Origin of the sequence: Vibrio sp. Makdt (assembly GCF_027587015.1) — a bacterium.
Classification (GTDB): domain Bacteria; phylum Pseudomonadota; class Gammaproteobacteria; order Enterobacterales; family Vibrionaceae; genus Vibrio; species Vibrio chagasii_B.
In genome coordinates, this window is record NZ_JAPPTH010000008.1 from 206,800 (window position 1) to 223,270 (window position 16,471).

At 45.5% G+C, this 16,471-nt stretch carries 14 protein-coding genes and 1 pseudogene; 9 read left to right on the top strand and 6 right to left on the bottom strand.

Translation table 11 applies throughout. The annotated features are described in order from the left end of the window. Positions 1-12: 12 nt before the first annotated feature. Positions 13-1,167, bottom strand: a complete 1,155-nt coding sequence (locus OH460_RS12605; protein ID WP_269997518.1) for an anaerobic sulfatase maturase — start codon at positions 1,165-1,167, stop codon at positions 13-15. Between the two features lie 238 nt (positions 1,168-1,405). Here OH460_RS12605 and OH460_RS12610 point away from each other — a divergent pair. The 3 genes and pseudogenes from OH460_RS12610 (at position 1,406) to nfsA (ending at position 4,934) form a co-directional block, all read left to right on the top strand. Then, positions 1,406-2,807 (top strand): annotated as a pseudogene (locus tag OH460_RS12610) (DUF1254 domain-containing protein). A gap of 102 nt (positions 2,808-2,909) precedes the next feature. Continuing rightward, a complete protein-coding gene (locus OH460_RS12615; protein ID WP_269997522.1) occupies positions 2,910-4,022 on the top strand; it encodes an OmpP1/FadL family transporter in 1,113 nt (370 codons plus the stop codon). Positions 4,023-4,211: 189 nt separating this feature from the next. Beyond that, on the top strand, positions 4,212-4,934 hold the full coding sequence (gene nfsA / locus OH460_RS12620) for an oxygen-insensitive NADPH nitroreductase (RefSeq protein WP_269997524.1): 723 nt from the start codon (positions 4,212-4,214) through the stop codon (positions 4,932-4,934). A 104-nt stretch (positions 4,935-5,038) separates the two neighbouring features. On the opposite strand, the gene OH460_RS12625 is transcribed toward nfsA, so the two are convergent. Beyond that, positions 5,039-6,568: a phospholipase D family protein gene (locus tag OH460_RS12625; RefSeq protein WP_269997526.1), complete on the bottom strand. Its 1,530-nt coding sequence runs from the start codon at positions 6,566-6,568 to the stop codon at positions 5,039-5,041. Positions 6,569-6,774: 206 nt separating this feature from the next. Continuing rightward, complete coding sequence (locus OH460_RS12630) at positions 6,775-7,344, bottom strand: TetR/AcrR family transcriptional regulator (protein WP_269997528.1); 570 nt, start codon at positions 7,342-7,344, stop codon at positions 6,775-6,777. 60 nt (positions 7,345-7,404) lie between these two features. Between OH460_RS12630 and OH460_RS12635 the strand changes: the two genes are divergently transcribed. The 4 genes from OH460_RS12635 to OH460_RS12650 all read left to right on the top strand — a co-directional run bounded on the left by OH460_RS12635 (position 7,405) and on the right by OH460_RS12650 (position 10,207). Next, positions 7,405-7,971 (top strand): dihydrofolate reductase family protein, encoded by a 567-nt coding sequence (locus OH460_RS12635; protein ID WP_269997530.1) that lies wholly within the window; start codon positions 7,405-7,407, stop codon positions 7,969-7,971. A 227-nt stretch (positions 7,972-8,198) separates the two neighbouring features. Then, positions 8,199-8,990 carry an oxalate:formate antiporter gene (locus tag OH460_RS12640; protein WP_269997532.1) on the top strand — a complete coding sequence of 264 codons (792 nt, stop codon included), beginning with the start codon at positions 8,199-8,201 and terminating at the stop codon, positions 8,988-8,990. A gap of 225 nt (positions 8,991-9,215) precedes the next feature. Continuing rightward, entirely contained in the window at positions 9,216-9,713 is a 498-nt protein-coding gene (locus OH460_RS12645; protein ID WP_269997534.1) for a hypothetical protein, read from the top strand. A 203-nt stretch (positions 9,714-9,916) separates the two neighbouring features. Further along, positions 9,917-10,207: a putative quinol monooxygenase gene (locus tag OH460_RS12650; RefSeq protein ID WP_060980685.1), complete on the top strand. Its 291-nt coding sequence runs from the start codon at positions 9,917-9,919 to the stop codon at positions 10,205-10,207. Between the two features lie 81 nt (positions 10,208-10,288). Here the strand turns inward: OH460_RS12650 and OH460_RS12655 are convergent, their stop codons facing one another. From OH460_RS12655 to OH460_RS12665, 3 genes are all read right to left on the bottom strand, one after another. Beyond that, positions 10,289-11,569, bottom strand: a complete 1,281-nt coding sequence (locus OH460_RS12655) for a dicarboxylate/amino acid:cation symporter (protein ID WP_269997539.1) — start codon at positions 11,567-11,569, stop codon at positions 10,289-10,291. Positions 11,570-11,712: 143 nt separating this feature from the next. After that, positions 11,713-12,861, bottom strand: a complete 1,149-nt coding sequence (locus OH460_RS12660) for an S-(hydroxymethyl)glutathione dehydrogenase/class III alcohol dehydrogenase (protein WP_215402561.1) — start codon at positions 12,859-12,861, stop codon at positions 11,713-11,715. A gap of 171 nt (positions 12,862-13,032) precedes the next feature. After that, entirely contained in the window at positions 13,033-13,914 is an 882-nt protein-coding gene (locus OH460_RS12665; RefSeq protein ID WP_269997543.1) for a LysR family transcriptional regulator, read from the bottom strand. Between the two features lie 281 nt (positions 13,915-14,195). On the opposite strand from OH460_RS12665, the gene OH460_RS12670 reads away from it, so the two are divergent. Both OH460_RS12670 and OH460_RS12675 read left to right on the top strand, forming a co-directional pair. Then, complete coding sequence (locus OH460_RS12670; protein WP_269997545.1) at positions 14,196-15,386, top strand: MFS transporter; 1,191 nt, start codon at positions 14,196-14,198, stop codon at positions 15,384-15,386. A 297-nt stretch (positions 15,387-15,683) separates the two neighbouring features. Further along, positions 15,684-16,442, top strand: a complete 759-nt coding sequence (locus OH460_RS12675; RefSeq protein ID WP_269997547.1) for a helix-turn-helix transcriptional regulator — start codon at positions 15,684-15,686, stop codon at positions 16,440-16,442. Positions 16,443-16,471 lie beyond the last annotated feature (29 nt).

Consider the following 16,471-nt stretch of genomic DNA (forward strand, 5'->3'; position numbering starts at 1 on the left):
AAAGAAAGCGAGTCAGTTAAACAGAGGGAAATAGGCGGGTGAGTAGCCCTTTATCATCGCCTCTACCATAGGTAATAGCTTAGGCAGTGCATGGCGAAAAAACATCTTATAGCCTTGGCATAGATGATTCATCGCACCGCCGTCTTGAGTTGTGGCAATGCGATTTTTTGGACAACCACCCTGACACATCTCAACAAAATCACAGCTTCGGCAAGTACTGTTTAAGTCGTGATACTTGTTGGTACCAAACGCGACTTGCTGCGGTGACATCGCCATTTGTGCTAGCTTATCACTGGTCATAGAACCAAGTTTATGATCTTGATAGCCAAAATGGTCACAACTGTAGACCTGCCCATCATGTTCCACCATCAACTGCTGACCACAGGTTGCACTGTGATGGCACATCTGGCTAGGGTAACCCATCAAGATCATTAAGCAGTTCTCAAAAAACTGAATATAGGCCTTGCCCACATCCGCAGCGCTCCAAGCATCAAAGAGGTCACACAGGAACTGTCCCCATTGCTCGCCCGTTAACGACCAATCGTGCCCCGTTCGTCTATCCAGTTCGTGATCCATACACGGCTGAAACTGCATATAACCACTGCCATTTTCGACCAAAAATTGATAGATGGTTTTCGCATGTTGGTAGGTTTTATTATTGACCACGGTGAGCGTATTGAACTCAACATTATGTTTCTTCAGATAGGAGATGCCACGCATGGTGCGTTCGAAAGAAGAGTGTCCGTTTTTATCGATACGAGCAATGTCATTAAGCAGGTTGGGACCGTCGATACTGATCCCCAACATGAAGTCGTGTTGAGCAAAAAAAGAGGCCCAGCGCTCGTTGATTAAGGTGCCATTGGTTTGCATGGTATTGACGATTTGCTTGTTCACTTTTTTGGACTGCTGAGCAGCAACCGCAGACTGATAAAACGCTAGCCCTCGCAGCATGGGTTCACCGCCATGCCAAATGAAATCAACCTGTGTAGCCTGAGCGGGTTGCGCCTCAATGTGCGAGTGGACGATCTGCTCCATCATGCTCTGTGGCATCGATGATCGCTTGTCGACATCTTGTCTGTTTAAGTAGTAGCAATAGCTGCAATCAAGATTACATTGCGCCCCTTCTGCTTTGATGAATAGACTGAAAGGATGAGTTGATGCGTTCATATTGCCCCCTTAATTTTGGGTCAACATATCAACCGCCAATCAAGCAAACAATAGCCCCTCGCGCCTCCTCTCCTCCGCACGGGTTTACTGCCTGTTAGTCGCCATTAAATTTAAAATAAAAACAACAACTTAAATAATAAAAAGGACGTATTAACAATCTTAATATCGGCTATTACACTCCTTAATCACACTTCCTCTTATGCTCTGCACCATAGACTTCCAACAATATAGGTGTTCCATGAGAAAGCTGTTTTGTAAGAAAAAGGTACTGGCCACTTTGGTGTGCTCTTTGTCCAGTGTGGTGGCGATGCCGTCTTTTGCTGAGCAACCAGTCACGCCAGAAGAGGAGCTTGCTTACAACTTAGGTGTGCAAGCATTCGTTTATGGTACTGGACCTCTCACGGTTGCTGCTGTCAGACAAACCACCACTTCGGTCGATGCCGCCATGGACAATGGTATGGCGCCTCTGAATGAGATGGGTAAAACACGCGCTTTGTCTGGGCCGCAAGAGCAAATCGTGCCAACCGTCAATAACGACACGCTTTACTCACAGGCACACTACGATTTAGACCTATCCGGACCAATGGTGCTGGACATCCCGAAAACCGATAACCGTTACTATATCGTGCAGTTATTGGATGCTTATTCTGAGTCGATTGATGATCTGCACATCAAAAATGCCGGAGACCAAGGTTCAAAAGTGCTACTGGTCAACAAAGGCTGGAAAGGTGAGGTGCCAGACGGTATTGATCGCGTCGTTGAATCGCGCACCCCTATGGTTTGGTTGATTCACCGTACTGGCGTTTTTGGCGAACAAGACCTTAAAGATGCGCTCGTGGTGCACGATCAGTTCCTAAGTTACCCACTCAACGAACTCGATAAAAAGCATACACCGGCGAAACTCAAGCATGCGAGTGGCGGAATTCCACCGATGGCAAGGCCAGAAGGGTTAGAATGGTACGCCTTAATCGACCGCGAACTCAGAAAGAACCCGATTCCAGAAGATGCGCCGATTGTTGAGCAGTTTGAGCAAATTGGGATTGGCGGTGATACGCCGTTCAACCCAGAAGCGCTTTCCCCTGAACAGCAAAAAGGTTTGCTGCGAGCAATTGAGTCGTCTCAGAAGATCATTCAATACGCAGGGCGCAGCATCGGCGATATTAACAATGGGTGGTCGATGATGTACGAAGGGGGTCGCTATGGAAACGACTACTTGAGCCGCGCCAGCATCAACCTTCGAGCTGCAGGGTTAAACGTACCTGAGCGAGCACTCTACCCAAATCGATACACAGACTCGAAGGGCGAACAGCTATCTGGCCAGCATCAATACCGCATGACCATGCCTGCCGATGCGCCTGCGGAGGCCTTCTGGTCATTAACGATGTACGATGCTAAGCACCTGTTTATGGTTGAGAACTTCATTCAGCGCTACTCAATCTCGACCAACCGTAAACAAGAACTTATTTACGCTGAAGATGGCACTCTGCCGATCTGTATTCAGTACAACAAGCCAACCGATCCAACATGTAACTGGCTACCAGCACCGAAAGATGACTTTTATCTGCACATGCGTCTTTACGAGCCAACACAAGCGGTACTCGATAACCAATATCCAGCTACCGCAGGTAACCAAGCTCTAATACTAGAGAGCGAAGCCAGAAACACCCTACCCCCATTACCGCAGCGACGCTACCCGCCGTCGCTGCGGTCAATCTCTCGCTAAACAACATGAGACTCTTGTTTTGAAAACTCCGTTAATCGCACTTCCTATCATTATGGTTGGTGTGTTCACCTCAGTCGCGCATGCAGGTGGCTTAAACCTTTCACAAATCGCGACGACCAAAAGTGTTGGCACCGCAGGCACCGGAAATGTCACTGTAAATGATGCCTCTGCAGTGATCACTAACGCAGCCGCACTCTCTTCCATCGAGGATGACGCTTGGATACTTGGCGTACAATATCTGGATGTAAAGTCGACCTTTGTACGCAGCGATAGCCAAGCAGAAACCACCGGCAGTAGTGGCTCCGTGTTGCCTCACCTCTCTTACGCGGCGCGGTTAAACGAACGCTGGGTTACGGGTGCAGCTTTACATGCAGCCGGAGGGATAGGGGTTGAATATTCTCAAGGCGTTGGTGCGAACCCAGCCCTGCTAATCAAAGAAAACAACATCGCAACGGTTAACCTCACCTCGTCATTGTCTTATGAATTAACTGATACACTCTCGCTCGGTGGCTCACTCATCTTGCAGCATGCCTCACTCAAAACAGAAGCGATACAAGACCGTACGCTCGAAGGTGACAGCCTAGAACTCGGATTTGGCTTGAGTGTAAACCACCACATTACCGATACCACGCAACTGGGGATCAGTTACCAAAGCCAGTTTGACCACGACCTCGAACTCGATAAAGCCAATGCCTTTGGAGTCAGCTCTGAGTTGACTTGGGTACGAAGCTTGAACCTTGGAGTACGACACGCTTTGAATGACGACCTTGCCCTGCTTTTAAGCACCAACCTAGAGACATGGCAGGACTACGATGAGAAATACTCAACCACTTATTCGCTGGGTGTAGGCGTTGAATACACGTATGAAGATTGGTTGCTCTACAGTGGCATCAGCGGGGATACCAGTCCATTAGACAACGACAACCGAGACATATTATTGCCACTCGATCAGCAATGGCGCATTGGCGTAGGTGCCGAGCGTAAAATTTCTAGCGACCTGCATTTTGGCTTAAGTTACCAATACCAAGACCTTGGCACAGCAGAAATTGATGCGAATTCTGGTCTGTTCCAGCCGACGGGCAGTTACTCAACCAACCGAGTGCACTTTATTACGTTGTCGCTTCGTCATTAAAGCGAACTCTTAAGCATTATTCGCTTCTAGCAAGAAACGTTACGAAAAAAGGATTGGCTGTGAGAGCAATCCTTTTGATTTCATGAATCTTATACCGCTAACCAGAAAGAACCTATCCCCCTTTACGCTCATGGTAATTGTCGTTATTGTGATTCTCTACGTCATCATCACAAGGACAGTCTGAGAGTTATGAACAGCACGATTGAAACTATTCTGGGGCACCGCTCCATTCGTCAATATACAAATCAACCGATTGAAAAAGCGCAACTAGATGTGATTATTCAGGCTGGTCTCGCGGCTTCGTCATCGAGCTTACTGCAGGCTGTTTCTATCGTGAGAGTGACAAACAAAGAGAAGCGCAAACTGCTAGCAGAATACGCTGGCAATCAGCCTTATGTTGAAAGTGCCGCTGAGTTTTTGGTGTTCTGTATCGACTATCAGCGTCACGCTCAGATTAACCCTGACGTAAAAACCGACTTTACTGAACTGACCCTGATTGGCGCGGTAGATTCTGGCATCATGGCGCAAAACTGCATGCTGGCTGCTGAGTCTCTTGGTTTAGGTGGCGTGTACATTGGTGGCCTGCGTAACAGCGCACAACAGGTTGATGAGCTATTAGAACTTCCACAGCACACAGCCGTGCTATTTGGTATGTGTTTAGGTCATCCTGCACAGCAACCAGAGATAAAACCCCGCCTTCCAGCTCATGTGGTGATGCACGAAAACCAATACCAGCCATTGAGCCTAGATGAGATCGCAAGCTACGACGATTCAATGCAGAGCTACTACGCCAACCGCTCAAGTAACCAAAAGCAAAGCAGTTGGTCACAGCAGATCACACAGAAACTCTCTGGTGAATCTCGTCCTCATATTCTGCCGTACTTGAACAGTAAGCAACTGACTAAGAGATAGCATTCAAGATCTAGCTCAGATAAAAAGCTCAGTTTCAATCACCACAAACAAAAATGTCAGCGTATTATGCGCTGACATTTTTATTCTCTATGGTTCTGATTTTCTTATAGATATTTCTCTATCGGGAGAAGCTGTAGGAAGCCTGATTGCATGCGCTCCCACTTGCCGGTTTCTGGTTCGCTGTCCCAACTTTGCTCACCTGAGTACCAGTACACATCACCATCTTCTAGCTCCAAACGCCAACTGTTATCTTCGCTCATCGCCTGTTCGATAGTTTCAGCTAGCGTTTCAGCAATCGCTTTGTTTTCGATGATTAACACCGACTCCGTATTTAGGTAAGTCGAGCGCAGGTTGAAGTTGAATGAACCAATACTCGCAATACTGCGGTCAAATACCACTGATTTAGCATGCAGACCATAAGCCGTCTCTGGCGCACACTTAGACACGTCTTGGGTAGATGCTTCACACAACTTGGTATCTGGTTTTAACTCAAACAGGTCGATGCCATGCTCTAACATATCGTAGCGTCTGCCCGCGTAAGCAGAGTGGTTAGTAACCAAGTCATTTGACGCCATTGAGTTAGTCAGTGCCTTTATCTCAACGCCTTCGTCATTCAACGTTTGCCACTCATCTAATTGGCCATCATCGAATACCAAGTAGGCCGATTCAAGTAAGATCTCTTGTTTAGATTCACTGGCTAGCTGACCTAGCAAAACCGCCGTTGCTTTAGGTTCATCAGTATTGTCTGAATCAACAGGCACAGGGCGATCGTAAGCGAAACGAGCATTCACCCAAGTCATCTCATCAAGAACCTCTTTCAGCAAGCTATCTGCTGCTTCATGATTTAATGGTAACTCTGGGGAGTTTTTGTATTGTGGAACCGTTATATCGTCAATCTTTGAAAGATCCGGTTGCTCTTCGTCACCCAACATAGCGACAGGGTAAGACCAACGACTATCCCAATACTCAATAAAGCTGGTTTGGATAGTGGTAACGACGGTACCCATCACCAATACATCACGATCTCGGAAGTTGATCTCGTCAGAAAGATCGAAGTATTCATCACCAATATTACGTCCACCCACCACAGACAAAGTGCCATCTACAGTGAACGATTTATTGTGCATACGACGGTTTAAACGTGAGAAATCACCAAGGAAGCTCAACCACTTACTGAAACCACGGCGCGTTGGTGTTGGGTTGAAGATTCGAATCTCAACATTCGGGTGAGCGTCGAGTGCTGACAGTAGCCCTTCACGCTCATTGAGGTTGATGTCATCCAGCATCACGCGAACCTTAACGCCACGATCAGCAGCAGCTAGCAGGCGACTAGCGAGATACTTGCCCGATTCGTCCGAGTTCCAGATGTAGTATTGAATATCGATGGTGTGCTCTGCGCTTTCAACTAGTGCCAAGCGCTGAGCCAATGCATCCCAACCGGATTCTTGTAAACGAACGGCAGTCGTCGCCTGCTCTGATTCGGGTTGATATTCATCCGCCAAAACCGATAAAGCGCTTGGTCCATAAGAGGTGTACGGTTCTGCCGGGTGATCGATGCCTTCGGGTAATGAAGAGCAGCCACCGAGTGCGGCGACGAGTAATAAGGTTAAGCTGATGCGTTGGAGCACAGGCATGTGTTTGACTTCCTTTTCACGGTGAGGTCTTTGAATTGGCCTCGACAACTTTTCAACGACCAAGTTGTTCGAGGTTATTCATTGATTATTACTGCTAAATCCAGAAATTTATAGGTAATTATCCAGTATAAATAAAACTTAGCGACTTCATCGTGAGGAACACAGTACCGAATTCACCTATTCAGGCGTCGATAGTGACTACTAGGTCACGATGCTTTCAGTTGTTCGATACCTAAACAATAAAGACCTAAAGGCTTTCTCACCATCTCAACCGTAATCTCAGTTCTATCCGGGTTACAGTTCAATGCAAGCGCATAGCCATGCAAATAGTCTACTAGCAAATGAAGAGCGTCTTCGGTTTGCTCTGCTGTGAGATTCAACGGGCTCACTACCGCTTCAAAGCGCTCACTAAATACCTCAACGGGCCCAAGCGATTTCATCGTCAGCAAAGTTTCGAATAGCCCACGGTAGTCGTTCAACACCGACAGGTAGCTCACGCTAAGCTGATACAGATTCTCTTGCCACTCTTGGTTTTGCTCAGGCTGTGCCACTTCACCGACCAATGAGACAGTGATCGACTCCAATAGATCATTTTTGTTTTTGAAGTAATGATATATCGCCATCGCATCGACACCGAGTTCTGTGGCTAGCCCTCTAATACTCGGAACTTTACCGCCTTCACGCATCATGCCCTTTGCCGTATCTAAGATCTTCTCGGCACTCAGTTGGCGTGATCCACTCTTTGGTCGACCTCGTTTTTGATCCTTGACAGTCATAACACCACCTCTTAAACTTAATTTCTACACTGTAGAATATTTTAATTTAATACAGCGTAAATGCCAAGTTCCTGTTCAATTTCGGAGTTAACAATGTCAAATATTGTCTTTATCGGTACGAGTCTTGATGGTTACATTGCAGACAAAAACGGTGGTCTAGATTGGTTACAAGCCATCCCAAATCCAGAGGGTGATGACATGGGGTACAACGCCCATATCGATCGTATCGATGCTTTGGTAATGGGCCGAAACACCATGGATATGGTGCTGAGCTTCGGTATTGATTGGCCTTACACAAAACCGGTTTATGTATTGAGCAGCACGTTGACGGAAGTGCCTGAAGAGCTTGAAGGCAAAGTGTTCCTGATGAAGGGCGAGTTAACTCAGATCATCGAAGACCTCAACAGCAAAGGCCTTAACAATCTATATATTGATGGCGGTGTGACCATTCAAAACTTCCTGAAAGAAGACCTGGTTGATGAACTGATTATCTCGACAATCCCTGTCGTTCTTGGTGGTGGTGCTCCGCTATTTGGTGACCTAGTCGCTCCTCTCGACTTTACGCTAAAAAGTGTCACGACTTACCTTGATCAAATCGTAACTACTCACTATTTACGTAAGCGTTAAGCCACTTAAATGATCGATGTTGATGAGCCAAAATCGAGTTGGCTCATCACGCCTCCTTTACTTAAGAAACCTAAAGTCTGCAACCCAGCTCTATCCTCGAAGCCGTTCCTCATTCTGCTCACAAGCTAATTATTGACAAGCTAAGCCGACATTGACACTCTGTAATGCTGCGTTGATTTTGCCGCACTAGCTGCACTGCAGTTCTAACTTGTTAAGATAGGTAAAATATGAACTACCCAAGCACTCTTCCAGCACCTCACAAAGCACTTCTCATCAAAGTGGTTGATGTCTTGTCTCAAGATCCTCGTATATGTGGCATTGCCGCAAGTGGCTCCTTTGGCGCTGATTCGATGGACAAATACAGCGACTTAGATTTTGTTATCGCGGTCAACCCAGCCGACTATGAAAGCGTAATGCAAGAACGGTTCAACATTCTTGATAGCATTGGCGGTAAAGTCGCCGCCTTCACGGGTGAGCATGTTGGTGAACCACGTTTAATTGTGTCGATATTTGGCCCAGAACCTGTGCACGTTGATTTCAAATTTGTCTCTCTGCCAGATGCAGCAATTCGAGTTGATAACAACCAGGTGTTATGGGAACGAGATAGCTTATTAACCGATGTATTCAGCAGCGCGGAACCACGCTACCCACAACCAGACCCGCAATGGATTGAAGATCGTTTTTGGATTTGGACGCACTATGCCGCAACCAAGATAGCTCGTGGCGAATACTTCGAAACAGTTGAGTTTCTCTCTTTCATTCGTCAAAACGTTCTATCTCCGCTGGCGCTAAAGCAAGCTGGGCTCACGCCGTCTGGTGTGAGGAAAATTGAAGAACGGCTGCCTGAGTTTGCGCAAGCACTCGTAAAAACCGTCGCGATGCCAGAACGTGACGCATTGATCCCTGCACTCAAACAAGCTGTCACACTGTACCTTGAGTTGAGAGGTAACGAGCAAGTCAACATTGATGATCATGCTCAGTCATTTTGTCTTCAATACGTTGAGGAAGAGTTAAGCTAATTCCGTATTAATCTAATTCCGTATCAAGTAAACCACAGGTTTTAACGGTCAATTCATAAATGCGCCGAGGGCTAATTGCTCTCGGCGTATTCGTTCTCAGTACAATCATGATAAGTACGGCAATCTTGACACGACACTTGCAATAACGGGTTGATCGCTCCTACACAATCCTACCCAAAAGTAGTACCATTTATCGTATCTCATTCTTAATGGTATTTATGTCTTATGAAGCTTTTAGTCGATCGCACTGGTGAACAGTTTTTAGAAATTCTGGAAGAATCAGGAGACAAACTGACGGTTCAATTCATTAGCAATGAAGGTAATCGAAAAGGTAAGCCGTTCCAAGATAGTTTGAGTGGCTTGTTCCTCACAGGCTGGAAGCCTCGCACGACCTCAACCGCTATTGGCCTAGAGCGCTTTAAAGAAGGCAAATTACAAGATCCAAAAGTGAGCTTTGCGCTTCACCAGCTCTACCCACTTGGCCGAGATGTAAAACTACCTTCTGGTGATATCGCCACAATCGCAAGCTACGCCAATACCCACAGCGACGGCTACTATATGTTTGTTCGTCTCAATGATGAATTGAAGCGCCTTAAGATGACGCCAGAATGGGAGCTATTACCTTCTGTTGTGAGGCTAGCCTTGCCTTATTACCCTGCTCCAAGAAGCCAACAAGAACTCGACAATATTGATGATTTTGATGCTTGGGCTGGCGGGTTTTAATACTCTTTAGCCCATACCCGAAAGACTGTAAACCTAAGTTTATTATCAAATAATTTTTGATAATTATTCTAACTGCGCGCGGTTTATCGTTTTGAATATCCCTACTATTATTTATCCATCGACACAGACGAGCTAGATAAACAAAGCGCTCTGTGACAAAGAACAACACCACTTCGGTGAATCAAATAATATAGGTAACGAACATGACACAACTGACTATCATTGCAAACATCGTCGCTAACGAAGACAAAGTTGAACTGGTTAAAGCAGAACTGCTAAAGCTGATTGATATCACTCGCGCTGAAGAAGGTTGTATCAATTACGACCTACACCAAGACAATGAAAATCCAGCGCATTTCACTTTCTACGAAAACTGGACATCACGTGAACTTTGGCAAACACATATGGGAAATACTCACCTTGCTGAGTACATGGCAGCAACCGAAGGCAGTGTGGCGTCATTCACTCTCAATGAGATGACTAAGATCGGTTAGCCACTGACCGCACGTATCAACAGACAACAGAAAGCCCGTTCAGATCACCTGAACGGGCTTTTTCGTTGAACTTGATATTCTCTAAGCTACAGACTCGCTTAGTGTTGGCTCAAGCACTGTTGCTTGTTGTTTCTGCCATTTATCCACGACCAATGCAGCAATCATGTCACCTTCTACATTAACCGCAGTCCGGAATGTATCTAACGGGCGTTCAATAATCAGCAGAATCGCAATCGCTTCCAGTGGTATGCCAGCGGCCAATAACACCAGCTGCATGCCAGACATAGATCCAGATGGCATACCCGGAGCCCCCACAGAAGAGACCATCGCCATAATGAAGATCATCACCAAACCAGAAGTCGTGAGGTCCACACCAAACAGTTGAGCCAAGAAGATTGCCGCAACACCTTCGAAAAGTGCCGTACCATCCATGTTCATCACTGCGCCAAGCGGCAACACCATGCTACTGGTACTTTGCGATACACCGAGCTTTTCTTCCGCGCTCTGCATTGCCAGTGGCAAGGTAGCAGAACTTGATGACGTTGCGAACGCCATCGCCATTGGTGCTGAGATTCCTTTGAATAGTGTGCTAAAACGAATCCCAGTCATCACCTTGGCAATAGTCGGTAAGACAATCGCTCCGTGGATCAGGGTCAGCACAAATACAAGCAGAGCAAACAGTGCCAATTGCTCAAATAATGACTCACCACCACGAACGGTAAAATCGAGAACAATGGCGAAAACCGCGAGCGGAGCTAAACGAATGATCCAACCAACAATGGTATTGATGCTCTTGTTCAAGCCATTAAGCACCTCAAAAATCGGGTGTTTTTCTGGCAATGAAGAAAGTAAAGCAATACCCAGCATGAATGAGAACACAACAATCGCGAGCAAGTTACCATTGGTTAACGCCGCGACCGGGTTCACTAATGCCATGCTAAAAAGCTTGCTAGCAATCGCAGCTCCACCTGCCGCATCTTCGCTTATAAGCTGAACATCATCTCCAATCGTAGCAACGCTGGTTAAAGGCTCCCAAGCAGGCAACAGCAGTGAAGCACCCAAGCCCAAAGAGATGGCTATCAACGTCGTGAAGCTATAGAAAAGCACCGTATTGCGGCCAATTTTCTTCAATCGAGTGATCGAACCAATGCTTGTTATACCTTGCAGTAACGAGAATAAAACCACTAACCCAACGACCATTTTTAGCAAGCCGATATAGGTAGTTTTGCCAAGCATTAAAAACTGATACCAACCCGATTGGGTTACATCAGATGTTGGAGAAATAAGTTGTGCGAGAAACCAAGCAAGCAATGCAGCGAGCATTAGTTGAAGAGGTAGAGAGTGGCGAAGTTTGGTCAACATAAGGATGATTCCAGTAACCCTGTAGGACAATTCAGATACCTTTATTAAAGGGAAGAACCTTTAATAAAAATATTAAAAAATAAAGCCCGTTAGATTTGATCTAACGGACTTTATGAAAACCAGATGAGGTTTAAGATTTAAGGCTATTTATCCATGTGTAGAACAGTACGGATAGACTCGCCTTTGTGCATTAGTTCGAATGCTTCGTTTACGTCTTCAAGACCCATAGTGTGAGTAATGAACTCTTGCAGTCCGAACTCACCCGCCATGTAACGGTTTACGATTTCTGGAAGCTCAGAGCGGCCTTTAACACCACCGAAAGCTGAACCACGCCATACACGACCTGTTACCAGTTGGAACGGACGAGTTGAGATCTCTTGGCCAGCGCCTGCAACACCAATTACAACTGATTCACCCCAACCTTTGTGACAACACTCAAGAGCTTGACGCATCACGTTAACGTTACCGATACATTCGAATGAGTAATCAACACCGCCGTCTGTCATCTCAACGATAACGTCTTGGATTGGCTTGTCGTAGTTCATTGGGTTGATGCAGTCAGTCGCGCCAAGTTGTTTCGCTAGCTCGAATTTGCTCTCGTTAATATCAACACCGATGATTTTGCTTGCACCAGCCATACGAGCACCGATGATTGCAGAAAGACCGATACCGCCTAGGCCGAATACAGCAACTGTGTCACCTTTTTCAACTTTAGCTGTGTTCAGTACCGCACCCATACCAGTGGTTACGCCACAACCTAGAAGACAAACTTCCTCAAGAGGTGCTTCTTTGTTTACTTTCGCTAGTGAGATTTCTGGAAGTACCGTGTACTCAGAGAAAGTAGAACAACCCATGTAATGGAAGATTGGCTCACCGTTAATAGAGAAACGGCTTGTGCCATCTGGCATTAGGCCTTTACCTTGAGTTTCACGAACCGCTTGGCAAAGGTTAGTTTTACCAGACTTACAGAATTTACATTCGCCGCACTCAGCTGTGTAAAGTGGGATAACGTGGTCGCCAACTTCAACGCTTGTTACGCCTTCGCCGATCATTTCAACGATACCGCCACCTTCGTGACCAAGGATAGAAGGGAAGATACCTTCTGGATCGTCACCTGAAAGAGTAAATGCGTCAGTGTGACAAACACCAGTAGCAACGATACGAACAAGTACTTCGCCAGCCTTTGGCAGTTCAACGTCAACCGTTTCACGCTTTAGCGGCTCACCCGCTTTCCAAGCAACCATAGCTTTAGATTGGATATGAGTTTGACCAGGTTTGATTTCGATAGTCATGTGATATTTCCTATATTAGTCAGTCAACGTTGAGCTTGTTTGTTATCGCTCTCTCGTTTTGATGGGGCTAGTATAGGTGTGACCATCCAATTTGATAATCCCATATTTTTAAGAATGATTATTACATATAAGTAATAATAAATAGTGAGATTAACTTCGTCTAACGGTGAATCAAAGGCTTAGCCTAGGCTGAATAAAATCGATAAACGCGGAGATACGCTTAGATACCGAAGATGATTTATAGAACACCGCATTGACTCGCTCTCGATCTGTATTCGCAAGTTTGTCTTGTTCCAGAATAGGGATTAGACGCCCTGCAGCCATATCTTCCTGCACCATAAACCCCGATAAACAAGCTATCCCATTTCCAGCCAATACAAGTTGACGTACGGTTTCGCCATTACTGGCTGTCACGGTAGGCGCGACATAACTTTGGTTTGGTAAAGGCCAATGGTTAAGCACTTTGTTCCCTGCAAAACCCACAATTTGATGCGAACTCAAATCTTCAGGTTTGGTGGGTAGCCCACGCTTAGCGAGATAATCAGGTGATGCCACAATATGGAGTAAACTTTTTCCTAACGGGCGCGCGTGCAATGTTGAGTCGGACAACTTACCGATTCGAATCGCAACATCAGTTCTCTTTTCCAGAAGATCAACGAAGCCTTCGTTGGAAGTGAGTTCCAACTCAATGTCTGGATAAGCCTCTTTGAATGACTGCACCAAAGGCACTAGCTGATGGAATACGAATGGACTTGCGGCATCGACTCTTAAACGACCTTTTGGCAACTCACCGCGCGACACGATTTCTTCTTCCGCGCTCTGGATCATCTGTAACCCCAACCTGACTGAATCGACAAACTGCCGTCCTTCTTCCGTCAATTCCACGCGTCTCGTTGTTCGGTTGAATATTGAGACGCCGAGTTGCGACTCAACCTTACTCACCGAACGAGATACCTTGGCGACTTGCACATCCAGCGCCTCTGCCGCCGCAGAAAAACCACCAGCATCTACAACGGTGAGTACCATTTCTAAATCATCTGAACGGGTTAGCATGAGGCTCCTTCGCTATCTTCATTTTGTTTAATGTCATCTCGCTTGTGCTCATCACAGCTCAAATCATCTATGTCTTTTCGATCTCATCAGCTTAATCCAATGATCGGCTAAACCTCCAATTATTGCAAATAACACAAAGGTTATTTGTTAATGATGGCATTTTTCACAAATATATTTTGCTAGATAATCCTCGCCATCAAACGAAGCGCTCCTATTGCAGTCGCAAGCTGCCCCATTTTATCGCGCTCGGTATTTAACAAAGAACAGTAAGAGAGATGATTATGCCATTAGCTTTACTTGCATTGACGCTCAGCGCCTTTGCCATAGGAACCACAGAGTTTGTTATCGTTGGCTTAATACCAACTATGGCAACCGATCTCAACGTATCTCTACCTTCTGCAGGCCTATTAGTTAGCCTTTACGCACTGGGCGTTGCCGTTGGTGCGCCAGTACTGACTGCACTTACCGGTAAGTGGAATCGAAAACTGGTACTGCTCACCATCATGTCGCTGTTTGTGGTGGGTAACTTACTGGCATGGCAAGCTCCTGGCTATAACACCTTGATCGCCGCACGTATTCTCACCGGCCTTGCACACGGTGTATTCTTCTCGATCGGCTCAACCATCGCGACTGGATTGGTTTCAAAAGACAAAGCCGCGAGCGCAATAGCAATCATGTTTACTGGATTAACAGTTGCTCTGGTAACAGGCGTGCCACTAGGTACTTATATTGGTCAGACTTTTGGCTGGCAAGCGACCTTCTTGATCGTTGCTCTACTAGGCTTAATTGCTTTGATTGGCAGTGCACTGTTAGTACCTAACAACCTAAAACAACCACCAGCGGCTAAGTTATCAGCTCAACTAAAAGTTCTGACTCAACCAAGACTGTTATTGGTTTATGCAATCACAGCACTGGGATATGGCGGCACATTTACCGCGTTTACGTTCCTTGCTCCGATCCTAGAAAACGTGTCTGGTTTCGACTCAAGTGCCATCAGCCTAATCATGTTGGTCTACGGTGTTTCAGTCGCGGTAGGTAACATCTGGGGTGGTAAGATGGCCGATAAAATGGGGCCAATCAAAGCGCTGACGGTTATCTTTTCTGGTCTAGCCGCGGTACTGGTTGTGTTTAACTTCACGGCAGTTAACCCTTACGCATCAGTCGCAACGATTTTGGTATGGGGTGCTTTTGCCTTCGGTAACGTTCCAGGTTTGCAAGTCTACGTAGTTAAGCTGGCAGAGAAATACACGCCAGATGCAGTCGACGTAGCATCAGGCTTAAACATCGCGGCCTTCAACGTTGGTATCGCACTTGGTTCTTGGGGCGGCGGTATCATTGTTGCGGAGTCTGGCTTAATGAACACGCCTTGGATTGGCGCAGTGATTGTCTTAGTGGCATTGGCCCTAACTCGATTCAGTGGTCTGCTAGACAAAAGAACGTCAAAAAACGAACTTGGCTTTCAAAATACATAATTAGGTCAGGTTAGATAAAGTGGGAAGTAAATGTCTCACTTTATCTAAGCTTTCGGCTTATTTTATAAATCACACCCACCTGATAATAATATTGAATTAAACAATCAAGAATACACAACATTTCTTTGACTTAAATCAACCCAAATAACTTTTATAACATTTAACTATATAACCAATTTAGTTAATTTCACCCAATAGGGTGATGATAAAAACATCACTTAGCGGGTAATATATTTTTCAGAAAAATTAAAAATATATTTAAAGTAAAGTCATTTTCGGTTTAAAAAAGGAAGATAGATGAAGGAATCAAGACCAGATATTTCACTTAATGGTGGGGTCATAAAATCCTTACCAGAATTAGAAAATGATTTAAGACGCGAACTGCTTAATATTGGAGTTGAGCATGCAACGTTAGTGATTCAATCACACCGAAATACTCCAGTATTTCAGTATATAGATGGACTTAGCTCTCGAATATCGATCTCAAAAAGAGTCATTGAAAAATTACACTCTTACATCGAGTCTCCATCCCTTGGAAAAAGTGGCCGACTGGATCACAGCCCAGACATGTTGATCGATAATCATATCTTTGATCATGAACGCCTTTCAATCATTGAAGACAACCTACATCAGTACGGCACCACAGATTCTCTAATGTATAACCATAATGTCATCCTGATCTACCACAGTGTTAGCCCGGTAAAACCTGAAGATCTTCGTCAACTACAAACCATCTGCGACATAACCCTCGCATGGGCAAATACTTGGGTTGCCCACAACACAATGTGGTCACATTGGTCTCGCTATTCGGAAACAAATACTCAAAGCACTTCTCCTTCTTTAACTAAATCAGAGTCTGATGTTCTCGATTTGCTTATTAAAGGATTAACAGGCTCAGAAGTCGCAGACATACGTAACGTATCTAAAGAAACAGTAAGAACTCAAATTAAGAGTATTTTGCACAAAACTCAATGCCGAAACCAAAATCAATTAATTTCACGTTTTGGGCAAGGTCAATGGTTGATGAACTCTCCGACCAAATCAGTTTACACCTAGTCTAGGTTACTAAATTAATAAGGGTAGGT